15 protein-coding genes are annotated in these 14,512 nt (G+C 62.7%); 9 read left to right on the forward strand and 6 right to left on the reverse strand.

Translation table 11 applies throughout. The features are described 5' to 3' along the window. The first annotated feature begins 66 nt into the window (after positions 1-66). Both CDA63_RS12415 and CDA63_RS12420 read left to right on the forward strand, forming a co-directional pair. On the forward strand, positions 67-1,296 hold the full coding sequence (locus tag CDA63_RS12415; RefSeq protein ID WP_199797528.1) for a flavin-containing monooxygenase: 1,230 nt from the start codon (positions 67-69) through the stop codon (positions 1,294-1,296). 198 nt (positions 1,297-1,494) lie between these two features. Then, positions 1,495-2,439, forward strand: a complete 945-nt coding sequence (locus CDA63_RS12420; protein WP_088464784.1) for an alpha/beta fold hydrolase — start codon at positions 1,495-1,497, stop codon at positions 2,437-2,439. A 123-nt stretch (positions 2,440-2,562) separates the two neighbouring features. Here the strand turns inward: CDA63_RS12420 and CDA63_RS12425 are convergent, their stop codons facing one another. From CDA63_RS12425 to CDA63_RS12440, 4 genes are all read right to left on the reverse strand, one after another. Beyond that, positions 2,563-2,979, reverse strand: a complete 417-nt coding sequence (locus CDA63_RS12425; protein WP_088464785.1) for an EamA family transporter — start codon at positions 2,977-2,979, stop codon at positions 2,563-2,565. A gap of 73 nt (positions 2,980-3,052) precedes the next feature. Then, entirely contained in the window at positions 3,053-3,775 is a 723-nt protein-coding gene (locus tag CDA63_RS12430; RefSeq protein ID WP_088464786.1) for a phosphatase PAP2 family protein, read from the reverse strand. 23 nt (positions 3,776-3,798) lie between these two features. After that, positions 3,799-4,632 (reverse strand): phosphatase PAP2 family protein, encoded by an 834-nt coding sequence (locus tag CDA63_RS12435; RefSeq protein WP_088464787.1) that lies wholly within the window; start codon positions 4,630-4,632, stop codon positions 3,799-3,801. Between the two features lie 169 nt (positions 4,633-4,801). Further along, a complete protein-coding gene (locus CDA63_RS12440; RefSeq protein ID WP_088464788.1) occupies positions 4,802-5,695 on the reverse strand; it encodes an alpha/beta fold hydrolase in 894 nt (297 codons plus the stop codon). Positions 5,696-5,833: 138 nt separating this feature from the next. On the opposite strand from CDA63_RS12440, the gene CDA63_RS12445 reads away from it, so the two are divergent. Both CDA63_RS12445 and CDA63_RS12450 read left to right on the forward strand, forming a co-directional pair. Continuing rightward, positions 5,834-6,292, forward strand: a complete 459-nt coding sequence (locus CDA63_RS12445; protein ID WP_088464789.1) for a hypothetical protein — start codon at positions 5,834-5,836, stop codon at positions 6,290-6,292. A 202-nt stretch (positions 6,293-6,494) separates the two neighbouring features. Next, positions 6,495-8,222 (forward strand): glucose-6-phosphate isomerase, encoded by a 1,728-nt coding sequence (locus CDA63_RS12450; protein ID WP_088464790.1) that lies wholly within the window; start codon positions 6,495-6,497, stop codon positions 8,220-8,222. 180 nt (positions 8,223-8,402) lie between these two features. On the opposite strand, the gene CDA63_RS12455 is transcribed toward CDA63_RS12450, so the two are convergent. Continuing rightward, positions 8,403-8,909: a cupin domain-containing protein gene (locus CDA63_RS12455; protein ID WP_088464791.1), complete on the reverse strand. Its 507-nt coding sequence runs from the start codon at positions 8,907-8,909 to the stop codon at positions 8,403-8,405. A 174-nt stretch (positions 8,910-9,083) separates the two neighbouring features. On the opposite strand from CDA63_RS12455, the gene CDA63_RS12460 reads away from it, so the two are divergent. Next, positions 9,084-10,073, forward strand: coding sequence for an MBL fold metallo-hydrolase (locus CDA63_RS12460; RefSeq protein ID WP_088464792.1), 990 nt, complete (start codon positions 9,084-9,086; stop codon positions 10,071-10,073). A 165-nt stretch (positions 10,074-10,238) separates the two neighbouring features. Further along, positions 10,239-11,087: a formate/nitrite transporter family protein gene (locus tag CDA63_RS12465; RefSeq protein WP_088464793.1), complete on the forward strand. Its 849-nt coding sequence runs from the start codon at positions 10,239-10,241 to the stop codon at positions 11,085-11,087. A gap of 19 nt (positions 11,088-11,106) precedes the next feature. Here the strand turns inward: CDA63_RS12465 and CDA63_RS12470 are convergent, their stop codons facing one another. Continuing rightward, a complete protein-coding gene (locus CDA63_RS12470) occupies positions 11,107-12,015 on the reverse strand; it encodes a DUF4097 family beta strand repeat-containing protein (RefSeq protein WP_088464794.1) in 909 nt (302 codons plus the stop codon). A gap of 528 nt (positions 12,016-12,543) precedes the next feature. Between CDA63_RS12470 and CDA63_RS21375 the strand changes: the two genes are divergently transcribed. The 3 genes from CDA63_RS21375 (at position 12,544) to CDA63_RS12485 (ending at position 14,362) form a co-directional block, all read left to right on the forward strand. Further along, the gene (locus tag CDA63_RS21375; protein WP_242434660.1) at positions 12,544-12,957 is read left to right on the forward strand and encodes a SpoIIAA family protein; all 414 of its coding nucleotides are present in this window, start codon (positions 12,544-12,546) and stop codon (positions 12,955-12,957) included. A 38-nt stretch (positions 12,958-12,995) separates the two neighbouring features. Then, positions 12,996-13,430, forward strand: coding sequence for a hypothetical protein (locus CDA63_RS12480; RefSeq protein WP_126546846.1), 435 nt, complete (start codon positions 12,996-12,998; stop codon positions 13,428-13,430). Positions 13,431-13,495: 65 nt separating this feature from the next. Beyond that, a complete protein-coding gene (locus CDA63_RS12485; RefSeq protein WP_088464797.1) occupies positions 13,496-14,362 on the forward strand; it encodes an SDR family NAD(P)-dependent oxidoreductase in 867 nt (288 codons plus the stop codon). The last annotated feature ends 150 nt before the right edge of the window (positions 14,363-14,512 follow it).

Genomic DNA, 14,512 nt, shown 5'->3' on the forward strand with positions numbered 1-14,512 from the left:
TACGCGGCCTCACGCCACATGAATTTGTGTGTGCCCAGTGGCAGAAAAACCCCGTTAACTTTACCCATGACCCGACCCACCTCACGCTGGGACTATACAGTTAGCGCCGCCTGGAGCAGCCAGGAGGCGTGCTGGACCGTGGAGGCCGAGCAGGCCGACGGCGGGCCACCCCTGACGTTGCGGGCGCGGTTCCTGTACGCGTGTAGCGGCTACTATAACTACGAAGAAGCCCACCGGCCCACCTTCGCCGGCGAGGCCGATTTCCGGGGCCGCATCGTGCAGCCCCAGTTCTGGCCCGAGGACCTGGACTACGCCAACCAGCAGGTGGTGGTGCTGGGCAGCGGGGCCACGGCCGTGACGCTGGTGCCGGCCCTGGCCAAAGCTGCCGCCCACGTCACCATGCTGCAACGCTCCCCCTCCTTCATCGTCTCGCAGCCTTCCGCCGACAAAATTGCCAACTGGCTGCACCGCTACCTGCCCAATGGCTTGGCCCACCGGCTCACGCGCTGGAAAAATGTGCTGGTGCAAATCGGCCTCTACACACTGGCCCGCCGCCGCCCGGCCCAGGCCAAGCGGCAGCTTGTGGGGCTGGCCAAGCGCCAGCTCGGTCCCGATTACGACGTGAACACCCACTTCACGCCCCGCTACAACCCTTGGGACCAGCGCGTGTGCCTGGTGCCCGACGGCGACCTGTTCCGCGCCCTGCGTAAGGGCCGGGCCGAGGTGGTAACCGACGAAATTGACCACTTTACGCCCACCGGCCTGCGCCTCAAATCGGGCCGCGAGCTACCCGCCGACCTCGTGGTACTGGCCACCGGCCTGAAAATCAAAATCCTGGGCGGCATCACGCTCACCATCGACGGCCAGCCGCGCCACCCCGCCGATACCATCAGCTACCGGGGCATGATGCTCAGCGACGTGCCCAACCTGATCATGGCCTTCGGCTACACCAACGCCTCCTGGACGCTGAAAGTAGACCTCACGGCCAACTACTTCTGCCGCCTGCTGCGCTACATGGACCGCCGCCACCTCGCCATTGCCGTCCCCCACGGCGGCGACAACCTGCACCCCCAGCCCCTGCTCGACTTCACGTCGGGTTACGTGCAGCGGGCCACCGCTGAGCTGCCTAAGCAGGGTTCGCGCCGCCCCTGGTTCGTGCACCAGAACTACCTCAAGGATCTGCTCAACATCCGCTACACCCGCATCAACGACGGCACCCTGCAACTAGGGCCCGCCGGCCGGATGCCGGGACCCGGACAGCCTAAGGAGACGCAACTGGCCACAGCGGGCGGCTAGAATTTAAGGATGAAGTGTCATGCTGAGCGGAGCGGAGCGCAGTCGAAGCATCTCTACTGCTTCGTTGTGCTGCTAACCTGACATCGGAATTAACATTGCGGTAGAGATGCTTCAACTGCGCTCCACTACGCTCAGCATGAAACCGTTCTGGATTCTTTATCCTGATAACTGACAACCAAAAACCGACAACTCCCCTTCATGAATATCCTCAAAACCACCGCTTACTCCCTACTGGCGCTGAGCGGCGCTACCGTAGCCGGCTTGGCACTTTTTACCCACCGCACGGCTCGGAAAGTGCGGGCCGCGCTGCCGCCCAGTGGCACGTTTGTGGACTTACCCCACGGGCGGCTGCACGTACGCGAGCAGGGTACGGGGCCAGTGCTGCTGTTGGTGCACGGGCTGGGCGGTCAGATGGGCCAGTTCAATTACGACGTAGTGGAGCGGCTGGCCGCCGATTACCGGGTCGTCGTCGTCGATAGGCCGGGTTCGGGCTACTCCACGCCGTTGGCCAGCCCCGACCTAGTTAGCCAGGCCGACGCGCTGGCCGAGCTGATTACCCGCCTGGAGTTGGGGCGGCCGCTGGTGGTGGGCCATTCGCTGGGTGGGGCCGTGGCCTTAGCCCTGGCCATCCACCACCCCAGGCTGGTAGCGGGGTTAGCCCTGATTTCTCCCCTCGCGGCCCTTCCCGAAACGGTGCCCGCCATTTTTCAGCGGCTGCTGATTCCCTCGCGCTGGAAGCGCCAGCTTGTCGCCTGGACGGTGGCCACGCCGCTTTCCATCCGCCGCAGCCCCCAGGTAATGAAGGCCCTGTTCCGCCCCGAAACCCCGCCCCGCGACTACGCCACCCGGGCCGGCGGCATGCTCAGCCTCCAGCCCGCCCAGTTCCTGGCCACCATTGCCGACCTGGAATCCTTGCCCAACTCCCTGCCCACGCTTACCGCCCGCTTCCCCGAACTGCGCCTGCCTGTCCGGGTACTCTACGGCCGCCAGGATGCCGTCCTCGACTCTGAGTTCAACAGTCAGGCTCTGATCGAAAATATCCCCGGCGCTACCCTGCAGTTGATCGAAGGCGGCCACATGCTGCCCATTACCCAATCCGAACTGGTCGCCCGCTTTATTAGGGGCGAGGCAGTGGGAGGGTGAAGTGGTGAATGAGTGAAGGCTATTCGCACTGACTCATTCACTGGAAGAGCTCTTGAGCGGCGGTGGCAAGGCGGTGGTGAAGGCTGTTCGCACTGACTCATTCACCGAGTCACTCATTCACCACTACCCCCAGATCAATACCAGGGTACCGATGATGATCAGGCCGGCGCCGATGCCAGTGTGCAGGGTCAGCTTTTCGCCCAAAAACACGACCGACAGCCCGATGGCCAACGCCACGCTGAGTTTATCGACGGGCGCCACCTGCGAGACTTCCCCCAACTGCAAGGCCCGAAAGTAGAACACCCACGACAGCCCCGTGGCAATGCCCGAGAGCACCAGAAACAGCCAGTTGGTACGCGTCAGGGCATGGATTCCTTCCAAGCCGCCCCGGAAGTACACAATGCCCCAGGCCAGCACCAGCACCACGGCCGTGCGCACCGCCGTGGCCAGGTTGGAGTCAACCCCCTTGATACCGATTTTGGCCAGCACGGCCGTCAGGGCCGCGAACAGGGCCGAAAGCAGGGCGTATATCCACCACATATTTTCAGTCAGAAAGTCAGGTATGCTTGTCGACAGTTGCGAAGCTGGCCCTTCCGCTTCACTCGCCAGTTTCTCATCCGAAAAGCTTTCTGACGGAAAGGCTTCCCTCCCGCCACCAGGTGCGGATCTGGGCCAGATCGGGGGAGAAAAAGACGTGTAGCGACGCCACCCAACCCACCGAGCAGAACCAGCCGGCCAGCACGTCGGATGGGTAGTGGACGCCCAGGTAATTACGCGAAATACCTACCCCCAGCGCGAACAGGGTGCCCAGCACCACCACCGGCCAGCGCCAGGGCGTGCGCCACGCCAGAAACGCCAGGGCCGCCGCCAGCGCCGCCGTGCCCATGGCGTGCCCGCTCGGGAAGCTGTAGAACTTGGCCGGCGCAATGGACTCCCAGAGCGCTGGCCGGGCCCGCCCGAACAGCAGCTTGGCCACCACGTTCAGCACCACCGCGCCACCCACCGAAAGCCCGAAAAACACCGCCGCAGTACGCTTTTCTCGCTTCCACAGCAGTAGCAGTCCGATACCTATCCCCACCACTGCCATTACGGTGGGGCCCCCGACCGTCGTTAGGGCCAGGGCCAACTGGTCGAGGCCGGGACTCCGGTGGGCGTGGAGCCACTCCAGAATCGGCTGGTCGCCGATGAAGCCGCCGCTCTCCCAGATGTCCTCGGCCACGTTCACGAAAATCAGCCACGGCAGGCCAATGCCCAGCAACAGCACGGCCACCAGATGCCCGTGCCCACGCAGGGCCTTGCGGAAGTCGGCGTAGAGCGTGGTGAGCACCTTTAGCACAGCGGCAAATAAGCAGAAAACAGTTACTTCACCGGATGCCAGGTGAAGCCGACCCCGGCCCCACCACCGGGGCCCGGCAGCCAAGTGGGCGTGAAGCTCATGCCCTCGGGCAGGCGGGGCTGGCGACCCCAGCGGTTGCGGTGGGTAAGGTAGCCCAGGTGGGCCGACAAAATGCCGAAGCCCGCGCCCGCCACTACGTCGCTCTGCCAGTGCTTGGTATTAATCATGCGCAGGGCTGCCACGCTGGTGGCAATGGTGTAAGCCCCGATGCCGTACCACTGGCTTTTGTCGCGGAACTCGGTGTGCACGATGCTGGCCGCCAGAAACGCCTGGGCGGTGTGGCCCGACGGAAACGAGAGGTTGTCGGAGCCGTCGGGGCGGGTTTCGCGGGTCAGATTCTTCACGGTAAATACCGTGGCCAGCATAATGGCCTCCGATTTGGCAATAACCAGCAACGTATTCAGCCGGTCGTCGCGCGATTCAATGCCGGCCAGCGCCACCAGCCCTAGTTCGGCATACGGGGCCAGAATCAGCACATTATCCAGCTTGGTACGGTAAGTCGGGAAGAGCTTGTGAATGTCGCGGTTGGCTTGCTGATTGGTGTAGAAACCGCCACCGTTGAAAGTGTAGGCGCCGTACCCAATGAGCACCGCTGGCACAATGGTGGCCTTCACCAGCTTGCCCTTGTACCAGGGCTTTTTGATCACCGCCGGAACACGCCCCACATTTTCGAATTTATGGGTGGTATCGGCGGGTACGGCTTCCGCGGGCGGTACCACCTGGGCCAGCGTGGAGGAGAGCGAGGCGCTGCCCATGGCAAGCACCAGGGCCAGACGAACAATAAGCGGCTTAATCAAGAGAAAAGAACGATTGAGGGGAATGAATCAGGATTGGGCGCGGTGTTGCCAGGTCCGGCAACGCCGGGAAAGGTAATCGGTAATTCTGTTGGGAATCTGAACTGAATGGATATTCCAGCTCGGCCTACTCCAGGCAGGGCAGGAACATCCGCAGCCGGTTGGCAGCCGGTTATTCAGCCAGAAAAGCCACTACCTGAGCCAGTACGGCCGGGTCGCGCATGATCTGGTTGTGGCCCAGGCCGGAGGTCGCCCGGAAGTCGAGGGCGGGCCAGCTGGCGGCAATTTCCCGGGCCTCCTCAAACGGAATACTGGCGTCCTGGTCGTCGTGGAGCAGCAGGGCCTGGTCAGCCGGAAACTGGCGGCCGGCGCGGGTGAGGCTGAAGCTTTCGGCGTCGCGGCCGTGCTGCTCCCGGATGTAACGGTTCATGCGGGCCTGCACGGCGGGTGGTAGCTGCAGCATTTCGGCGAAGCGGTGGGCCACGGCCACCGTGCTGCCCGGCACGGCCAGCAGCACCAGCCGGGGCAGGCGCCCGCCCGCCGCCTCATTGAACCGCACCGGCACGCCCACCGTGGCCGCCCCGCCCAACGAGTGGGCCACCACCCCGTACACGTCGCCCAGCGCATCGGCTACTGCCTGCACGGCCCGGGCGTAGGCGGGCAGCGTCACGCGGCGGCCGTAGGAGGCGCCGTGGGCGGGCCCATCGAGGGCCACCACCCGAAACCCGGCGGCGGCCAGCTCCCGGGCCAGTACGCCCCAGAAGCTGGCCCGGTGCTCCCAACCGTGCACCAGCAGCACCGTACGGGTACCGGCGCCATTCCACTCGTAAACCGCCACGTTGCCGGCCGGCATCGGCACAAAAAACTGCCGGGCTTCCGCCAGAACCGGGGCTTCCCAGTGCTTTTCGGGCAGACGGCGGGGTGTGGTAAACAGCCGCCAGGCCGACCCAAAGGCCCAGTCGGTGGATACGGACGCCATCAGCCGGAGCTTGAGGCGCAGCAGGTTCAGGCCGGGCGGAATGGGAGCCGTTACGGGCGCCTGGGAGCGGGTGCGGGTAGTCGTCATGCGCCACAAATATCCGCCTTTGAGGCTAAATCAATCAGCCGGTGTTATTTTTGCACTCTTCCGCGCAGTTAGAAATCCATTTGGATGCCGTTGCCGTATCTGCGACCCCTAGCGGATAATTTGCCCCCAGACCGGTACATGATTCTTTCTCTTCACGACATTAGGGCCCAGTACGTACCGGAACTGTCGCTGCTTCGCTTCCAGTGGAATCGGCTGGCCCCGGCTCTGGCGCGCTTCGAAACGAGCCTGCTCGCCATTGCCCAGCTAGTGGAGCAGCACACTGTTTCCGCCATCCTGCTCGACCTGCATGGCCTGCCTACTCTGGGCCTCGATGAGCAGTTCTGGCTGGCGGCCAACTGGCTGCCACGCGTGTCGGTACCGGCCGTGGAGCAGGTGGCCGTGGTGCTGCCCGCCGGCAGCCTTTACAACCAAATGGTGGTGGAAAGCCTGCTGCGGGCCTGCCGCCATTTCGTGCATTATGAGGTGCAGTTTTTCGGCGAAACGGCCGAGGCCCTCGACTGGCTGCTTCATCACCAGCCCGTCGCCCAGCAAACCGTGGAGCAAGCCTGGCAGCTGGCCCTGGCTGCCCGTTCATAGTTAGATGGCCCTCGCCTGGCTGCTTAGCGGGCGCGACCCTGCGGCCCAGGGCGCGCTGAAGCGGGAATGGGTCGGCGCAGCAGCATCTGGCCCGGGCGTATCACGCATCGTATAAACCGACTTTTCTACCTTTACCCGCGTCACCGGGTAGCTACTTCGCGCCCGGCCGGCTCCTCATCCTCCATTCCGCTACTCCTTTTCTATGGATTCTACTCCTGCTCTACCCGCCATGACCCTGGAAATGGGCACCTACCAAGCCTCATTGAATGCTCAACTGGAGAAATTCAGGGGCCACAACTTCACCACCGGCTTCTGGCAGAAGCAGGCCGATTTATGGGTGGCCGATGCCGAAGGCCAGCAGAGCATCCGCAGCTTCATGGGCTGGCTACGGGTGGTAGACACCATGCTGCCCGCCGTACCCGAAATCGAGCAGTTTGTAGCGGAGGTAAAGGCCGCCGGCTTCCGTCACGTCGTCGTGATGGGCATGGGCGGCAGCTCCATGACGCCTATTGTGCTGCGCCAGGCGTTCGAGCACCTCGCCCAGGGCCTGCCCATGTCGGTGCTTGATACCACCAACCCCGGCTCGGTGCGCGAGATTGAACAGGCCATACCGCTGGCTGAAACGCTATTCGTGATTGCCAGCAAATCGGGCACCACGGCCGAGCCGCTGGCCTTCGGCGACTATTTTTACGCCCGCATGCAGGAGCTGAAAGGCGACCAGGCCGGCGAAAACTTCGTGGCCATCACCGACCCCGGCTCCCAGTTCGTGACCCAGGCTACGGAGCAGAACTACCGCCGCATCTTCCTCAATTTCGCCGAAGTGGGCGGCCGGTTTTCGGCCCTCTCCTACTTCGGACTGGTGCCCGCCGCATTGTTCGGCATCGACATCAAAACCCTGCTCCAGCGTGCCAAAACCATGATGCGCGCCTGCGGCTCGGAAGGCGCGGTGGAGCATAACCCCGGCCTGGAGCTGGGCGCTGCCCTAGGCGTGCTCGCCCAGCAGGGCCGCGATAAGCTCACGCTGGTCGTGCCCGCCGACCTCTCCGATTTCGGCCTGTGGCTGGAGCAGCTCGTGGCCGAAAGCACCGGCAAGCAGAACACTGGCATCCTGCCCGTAGCCGGCGACCCGCTGGGCAGCCCCGAAGTTTATGGCACCGACCGGGTGTTCGTGTACGTGGGCTACGAAAGCCTGCCCGACGAGGAAAACCGCCAGCAGGTAGCCGCTTTGCAAGCCGCCGGCCACCCCGTCATCACGATCCTGCTGCACGACCCGCTGGATTTGGGCGCCGAGTTTTTCCGCTGGGAAGTGGCCACAGCCGTGGCCAGCGCCGTGCTCGGCATCAACCCCTTCGACCAGCCCAACGTGCAGGCCGCCAAAACTGCCACCAACCGCCTCATGGAAGTGGTAGAGCAGCAGGGCCAACTCCCCCAAACCAGTGCCCCCACGACCAGCGAAGATGGCCTCGATTACTATGCCAACGTAACCGGCAACAGTGCTGAGGCCGTGCTAAAGGCCTTTTTCGGGCAGGCCCGGCCCGGCGACTACCTTTGCGTGCAGGCCTACCTGATGGAAACCCCGGCCCTCAACACCGAGCTCGATGCGTTGCGCCAGCTCGTGCAGCAGCGCCTGCACCTAGCCACCGCGGCTGGCTACGGCCCGCGCTTTTTGCACTCCACCGGCCAGTTCCACAAGGGCGGCCCCGATACGGGGCTATTCCTGCAAATCACCACCGACCACCCCCACGACCTGCCCCTGCCCGGCCGCCCCTACACCTTCGGCACCTTCCAGAACGCCCAGGCCGCCGGCGACCTGCAAGCCCTCCAGGACTACAACCGCCGCACTCTGCGCGTCCACCTCGGCAGCGGCGGCGAGCAGGCCGGCGTAGAGCAGCTGCTGGAAAGCCTGAATGAGGCACTAAGCACGAAATAAATCACGGATGGCGCGGATGTTTGGATGCCGCTGATGCAGACGAGCCCTTTCCCGGTGTGAAACCCATCAAAGGGATTCGCCCTGCATCATCACCCAGTGATAACCAAAACAGCCACTCCGCAAGGGGTGCTGTTTTGGTTATCACTGGGTAGTGTCACCACATTGAACGTCCCATCTGCTTTATCTGCGATTAAAGTCGTCCTGCACGCGCACGATGTCGTCTTCGTCGGAGGGGTTTTGGGCGTCGGTGTGTTGCCAGATTTCGGCGATGGTGCCCCAGCCGTCGAGGCCAATGAGGCGGTGCCGCTCGCCTTGGCGGAGCGTGATTTGCTCGCCCGGACCATATGTTTTCAGCGGGCCTTCCGCATCGGTGTCGCTGACGACGACGCCCACCGTGCCGCTCACGACGCGCCAGATTTCGGCCCGGCGGTGGTGGTACTGCCACGACAGGCGCTGGTGGGGTGCGACGAGCAGAATTTTAGGACTCAACTGGCCCGATATCCGCAAATCATCGACGCAGAGGCCATCGAAGTACTGGTTGGCAAAGATTTGGGCCTGTGTTTCGTCGAGCACGAAAAAGCCGCCCCAGGGCCGGGTATCATCTTGGCGTTCGATGCGCAGCCCTTGGGCCTGCAAGAGTCGGGCGGTTTGGAAAAAAAGGTCAGCTTTTTCGGAACTGGCAGCCATAGAATAAAGGAAAAAGGGACGTTACCGGCTTGAAGTAGCGAGGGAGAGATGCTCCTAAAGTAGCGTTTAGTCGCTTTCGCACCTAGTGCGGGGCCGTGCTTATGGCGGGTTCACCAAATCAAATTGAGCGGGAACACGTAGTGTAAGGTATCGTTTTACCTTATTTCCTGTCCCATGAAACAAGTAGCGCCCGGCGTTCATCAGCTTTCCATTCAGCGCTTTGTGAATGTATATTTTATTGAAACCGGCACGCCCGGCGAGTGGGTGCTGGTTGATACCGGCTTGCCCGGCTCGGAGCAGGCCATTGTGGCGGCGGCCGACAAAATTTTCTACCCTGGCACCCACCCCGAAGCCATTATCCTCACCCACGGCCACATGGACCATGCTGGTTCGGCCCAGGCCCTGGCGGAGCACTGGCACGTACCGGTGTTGGCGCACGAGTTAGAACTGCCCTTTCTCACGGCCCGGGCTGTGTACCCGCCCGCCGACCCTACCGTGGCTGGGGGCGGCTCGCTGGCCTTCGTGTCGCGGTTTTTCCCGCCCCAGTCGTTTCAGCTCTCCGACCATGTGCAGCAACTGCCGGCCAACGACCTCGACCCACCCTTCCTGCCCGATTGGCACTGGTACCACGTACCGGGCCACGCGCCGGGCCAGATAGCGCTGTTCCGCGAAAAAGACCGCACCCTGCTTGGGGCCGATGCCTTTGCCACCTGCGACCACGAATCGGTACCCTCGGTGCTGCTCCAGCTGCCCGGCATCAGCATTGCCGGCGCCCCCTTCAACTACAACTGGCAGCAGGTAGGCGAGTCCATCCGCACGCTGGCCGACTTACGGCCCGAGCACATCGGTTGCGGACACGGCCCGGCCATGAGTGGCCCCACCGCCACCGAAGGCCTGCGTAAGCTAGCCGACGAATTCGCGGTGCCCGCCCACGGCCGCTACACCCGCGAGCCCGCCCGCCTCGATTCCAAGGGAGTAGCCTACTTGCCCCCCGCCCCCGCCGACCCCATTCGGACCAAATTCGCGGTGGCCGCCGCCAGCCTGGCAGCTCTGGCAGGGGCGGCCGTGCTGGTAAAAAAGTACCAGCAGAAAAAGCAGAACGAATACCCGCGCCCGCAGGCCGGCGAGCCCAAACGCTTCCGCACCGAAGAAGTCGCGCGCTAAGCACCCAGTAGTGGCTGGCTAACCGGCCAAGACAACAAATCATTTCCCGTAAGTCGCTGTTTACACTTTCGTATTCAGCGGCTTGCGGGATTTTTGCGCCCGGATGCCTTTTTTCTTTTTCGTTGGCCTTCGCCGTTTATTGGCCGAACGCGTTTAAGCCCCTCTATGCAGCAAGAAGTAGACGAGAAGACCAAGCAGCAGGATATCCAGAAGGATCGGGCTGAGCAGCGGGAAGCCAACGAGCGGAAGGCGCCAAGTGGCAAAGTACTTTACCGCACCACCTTGCAGGAAGGCGAGTCGGAGCTCAAGCGCTCCACGGCCGCCCTGTTCTGGTCGGGGCTGGCGGCGGGCCTTTCCATGGGCTTCTCGATGATTGCCGAAGGACTGCTCAACCACTACCTCCCCGACGCGCCCTGGCGGCCGTTGGTGTCCACTTTCGGCTACAGCATGGGCTTCCTGATCGTGATTCTGGCGCGTCAGCAGCTTTTCACCGAAAACACGCTGACTCCCATTCTGCCTCTGTTGGCTAAAAAGGACCTGACCACACTGCTCAATGTGTTCCGGCTCTGGGGTGTGGTCCTCGGCTCCAACCTCATCGGGGCCTTGGCGCTGGCGCTAGTGGCCATGCACAGCTCCGCTTTCGACGATTCGGTCAAGGCCGAGTTCGTGAAGCTGGGCGAGCATGCCATGCAGTACGATTTTGGAACCACCCTGCTGCGCGGCATTTTCGCGGGCTGGGTAATTGCCCTCATGGTGTGGCTGCTGCCCTTCGCTGAGTCGGCCCGGGTGTGGGTCATCATCCTGATGACTTATCTGGTGGGCATTGCCCATTTCAGCCACATTATTGCCGGCTCGATTGAAGTATTCAGCGTGGCGGCCGTGGGGCAGGCTAGCTGGGGGGCGGTATTCGGCGGCTTCGTGGTGCCGGCCCTGCTGGGCAACATCCTGGGGGGCGTTACGCTGGTAGCCGTGCTCAACCACGCCCAGGTAGTGGCCGGCGACGATTCATTGTAGCCTATTTCCTGCCCCCACCCTACTCCTCCGCGTCGATTGTGTCGGCGGGAAGTTGGGGCGGGTGATCCTGCACGACGCGCACGTTGCCGTTTACGGTACTCACTTTCAGCTGAACGCCGCCCTTGCCCAGGGTGGCCGCTAGGCTATGCGGCAGCACGCTCAGGCGCTTGGTGTTTAGCTCTGCACTGACCCGGCCGCGGGTGGTACGGGCCAGTAGCGTGGCAGCGTAGGCGGGCGGCAGTTGCCAAATCACGTTTCCGTTCACGGTGCTTATATCGAGGGCTGGCCCCATCCAGGTGTCGCCGGTTAGGGTCAGGGTCAGCTCGCCGTTGGTGGTGCGGCCGCGCACATCGCCGCTTACGCCGCTCAGGCGCACGTTGCCGGTGGTGTTCTCGAAACGGAGGACGCCTTGTATGTTTTCCATGGTCAGGCTGCCGGCAATGGCTTTTAGTATCAGGTCGGTAGCGGCGGGCACCAGCACTTCGTAGCTCACGGCCCAGCCGTCGAGCGAGCCGTTGGCCAGCTCGGCCCGCAACGTATTGTTGGCGGTACCCACGCGCACGGCAGCGGCCAGGGCGCGGGCCGTTTCGGCCGTGGCGGCCCGACCCGTTATGCGGGCCCGTACGCGAACATCGGACCCGGCCCAGGCCCGCACATTAATGCCGCCATCGGCGCGCGCGTCCACGGTCAGGGCCGTACCGGTGGGCGGGGCAGGCAGCTTCAGCTGCCGCGTTTCACAGTAGATTTTCTGGAGCGGACTCGCCGGTAATTCTGTAGCGCAGCTAAGCGTGAATGCGGGGGCCGGACTAGCAGGAACGGCCATGTTCTTAGCCACCGGATTGTTAGCAGGCGTTTTCTGAGCCAGTACGGAACCGGCGGTCAGCAGCAACAGAGCGAGCAAATGAATTTTCATGGCAGCAGGCGGCATGGAGCCTAGGGAAGGGAGTGGGAAGGTTGGGCAGCAGCACAACGTCCCTAATATAAGCCTTAGCGAAGGTTTTGTGTGCCTGCCTCAGCACGGCCTGGATGGCGCCAGGGACAAAATAGCCCCGAACCAGCCAACTTCGAGTACAGCCTTAAGATAATAGCGGCGGCCATTAAATGTGCGCTGTTTCGAACGGCTGCATGGTTGGAGTAACCACCTTTAAAAATACTTCCGTATTTGCAGCACTAAGAGGAAGCCTTGGTACAGCGGGGTCCGCTTGCCTTATCGCCAACACTGCCTTTAGGCGCTTGCTGAGCAGCTGCGCTTTTTCAGATGCGGCTAGGCTGGTTCATGAGTGGAGCAGATAGGTTCAAGTTGCTGTGAACCCGCTAACACAACTTCCGTAGGCTAGAACAGGCATCTTAAAAATTTCTATTTTTACCACTGTTCAGCTTGAAAATAGATTAGCACAACCTTAACCAGCGCTCAGGCATTCAAATAAACGCCTGATCCTGTTCGCCCTATCCTTATATGCCTGTTCTCGAAAAAATACTACTTGACATAGAACCGCTAGTTGTTAGTTATGCAGCCCCGGAAGCGCTGTTGCGGGTGCGGTGGCTAGGATACCACGACGCAGACTCGGCTAAGAGAGACTGTCAGCTTTTACTCAATTATCTGCCCGATGCTCCTTGTCGGCGCATGATCAACGACAGCAGCGAAGTGTACGGCGAGTGGTGGGAAGCCGCCGAATGGATTGGCCGGGAGTTTGCGCCGCAGCTCGCGGCCCGGGGCGTGCGGTACGTCGCCTGGATTCAGTCCATGGATTGGCCTTCGCGCCACGCTATTGCCTCCGCCCTCCCCCACATTCAGGGCGTAGAGCTCCGGGCATTCGATTTTGATGAGCAGCTGGCCGCCCACGCCTGGCTGCTGAGCTGCCCCGTTTGACCGAGGCCACGTTTGGGCCCGGCCGCTTATCTTTCGGCATGAATTTACGTTTTTATTTGCTGCTACTACTGTGCGTGGGGCTGTTGGCTGAGGCGCCCCCCGCTCGTGCCCAGCAAGCGGCCCCGCCCGCCACCTTTTTCGGCACTTATACTTACCGTTCCTATGCCATCCTCGACCAGGAGAGCGGCCCCGAGCTGCTGCCAGCCCAGGGCGTGGGCGGCACGCTTACGCTGCGCGCCAACGGCACCTACCAAAAACGCCTGACGCTGGCGGCCAATGGGGGTACCATGCGCTTCGATCAGGATGGGCGCTTCACGTTTACGCCCGGCCACATCAGCTTCATGTACCCCGACAAAAACGGCCGTTCCCGTACCGACGAGGGCACTTTCCGGTTGGTTAAGAATTCGCTTACGATTACGCTGGCGGGCTATCCGGCCGGCAACCAGAGCATCTATATTTTGCGGCGTCTGTAGGGCAGCGCCCCAACGTGCTACCCTGCGGTGGCACTGCTTTATCTCCTCCTAACCAGTTCCTGCCGATGGCCCCTGCTATTCTTAAATCCATAGTGATTACCGGCGTATCGAGTGGGGTGGGGCTGGCGGCGGCGCGGGCTTTTCTGGCCCGGGGCTACCGGGTGTTCGGCAGCGTCCGCCGCGAGGCCGATGCGGCGCGCCTTCGAGCGGAATTGGGCCAGCATTTCACGCCTCTACTTTTCGACGTGACGGATGCCGACGCCATTGCTGCCGCTGCCGCCGAGGTAGCCCACGCCCTGGGCCCCGAGCCGCTCACGGGACTGCTCAACAACGCCGGCGTGGCCTTTGGCGGGCCGCTGCAATACCAGCCCATCGAGATAATCCGGCAGCAGTTTGAGGTGAACGTACTGGGGCTGCTGCAGGTGACGCAGGCATTTCTGCCACTGCTCGGGGCGCGGTCGGGCTTTACGGGGCAGCCGGGCCGGGTGTTGAACATGGGCTCGGTGAGCGGGCAGGTGGCGGCCCCGTTTTTGGGGGCCTACGTGGGCACCAAGCACGCGCTGGAGGGCCTCACGGCTACGCTGCGCCGCGAATTGCGGCTGTTCGGGGTGCCGGTAGTACTGATCGGGCTTGGCGTCACGCAAACCCCCATCTGGGACAAGGGCATCGACCTGGAGCCGTATGCCCAAACGCCCTACCACGGCCCGGCCCAGCGGTTTCTGGGCTTTATCAACAAAACCCGCACCCAGGGCCTGACGCCCGAGTACGTGGCCGACCGGCTGGTGCAGATACTGGAAACGCCCCGCCCTAAAATCCGCTACACCATTGCCGCCGATGTGTTCCGGGCCTATATCGTGCCCCGCCTGCTACCCGCCCGCGCCCTCGACTGGCTGCTGGCCCGCGGCATTGGGCTGAAGCCGGGGCCTCGGTGAATGAATGAATGAATGAATGAATGAATGAGTAACCCGGTGAATGAGAACGTTAAGCACTCATTCACCGAGTCACTTACGCAACGCTTCCCTACGTCGCCGGGCTTTCTGCTAACTTGCGCCACGTTTCGCCTCCGGGCCGAAACAACTCAC

Origin of the sequence: Hymenobacter amundsenii (assembly GCF_002204745.1) — a bacterium.
In the GTDB taxonomy this organism is placed as follows: Bacteria; Bacteroidota; Bacteroidia; order Cytophagales; family Hymenobacteraceae; genus Hymenobacter; species Hymenobacter amundsenii.

Coding starts and splice junctions, on each gene's coding strand:
- CDA63_RS12445 (WP_088464789.1), top strand. CDS start 5,834: ATGATTCTTTCTCTTCACGACATTAGGGCCCAGTACGTACCGGAACTG.
- CDA63_RS12455 (WP_088464791.1), bottom strand. CDS start 8,909: ATGGCTGCCAGTTCCGAAAAAGCTGACCTTTTTTTCCAAACCGCCCGA.
- CDA63_RS12470 (WP_088464794.1), bottom strand. CDS start 12,015: ATGCCGCCTGCTGCCATGAAAATTCATTTGCTCGCTCTGTTGCTGCTG.
- CDA63_RS12485 (WP_088464797.1), top strand. CDS start 13,496: ATGGCCCCTGCTATTCTTAAATCCATAGTGATTACCGGCGTATCGAGT.
- CDA63_RS12425 (WP_088464785.1), bottom strand. CDS start 2,979: ATGTGGTGGATATACGCCCTGCTTTCGGCCCTGTTCGCGGCCCTGACG.
- CDA63_RS12480 (WP_126546846.1), top strand. CDS start 12,996: ATGAATTTACGTTTTTATTTGCTGCTACTACTGTGCGTGGGGCTGTTG.
- CDA63_RS12465 (WP_088464793.1), top strand. CDS start 10,239: ATGCAGCAAGAAGTAGACGAGAAGACCAAGCAGCAGGATATCCAGAAG.
- CDA63_RS12420 (WP_088464784.1), top strand. CDS start 1,495: ATGAATATCCTCAAAACCACCGCTTACTCCCTACTGGCGCTGAGCGGC.
- CDA63_RS12415 (WP_199797528.1), top strand. CDS start 67: ATGACCCGACCCACCTCACGCTGGGACTATACAGTTAGCGCCGCCTGG.
- CDA63_RS12450 (WP_088464790.1), top strand. CDS start 6,495: ATGGATTCTACTCCTGCTCTACCCGCCATGACCCTGGAAATGGGCACC.
- CDA63_RS12460 (WP_088464792.1), top strand. CDS start 9,084: ATGAAACAAGTAGCGCCCGGCGTTCATCAGCTTTCCATTCAGCGCTTT.
- CDA63_RS12440 (WP_088464788.1), bottom strand. CDS start 5,695: ATGACGACTACCCGCACCCGCTCCCAGGCGCCCGTAACGGCTCCCATT.
- CDA63_RS21375 (WP_242434660.1), top strand. CDS start 12,544: ATGCCTGTTCTCGAAAAAATACTACTTGACATAGAACCGCTAGTTGTT.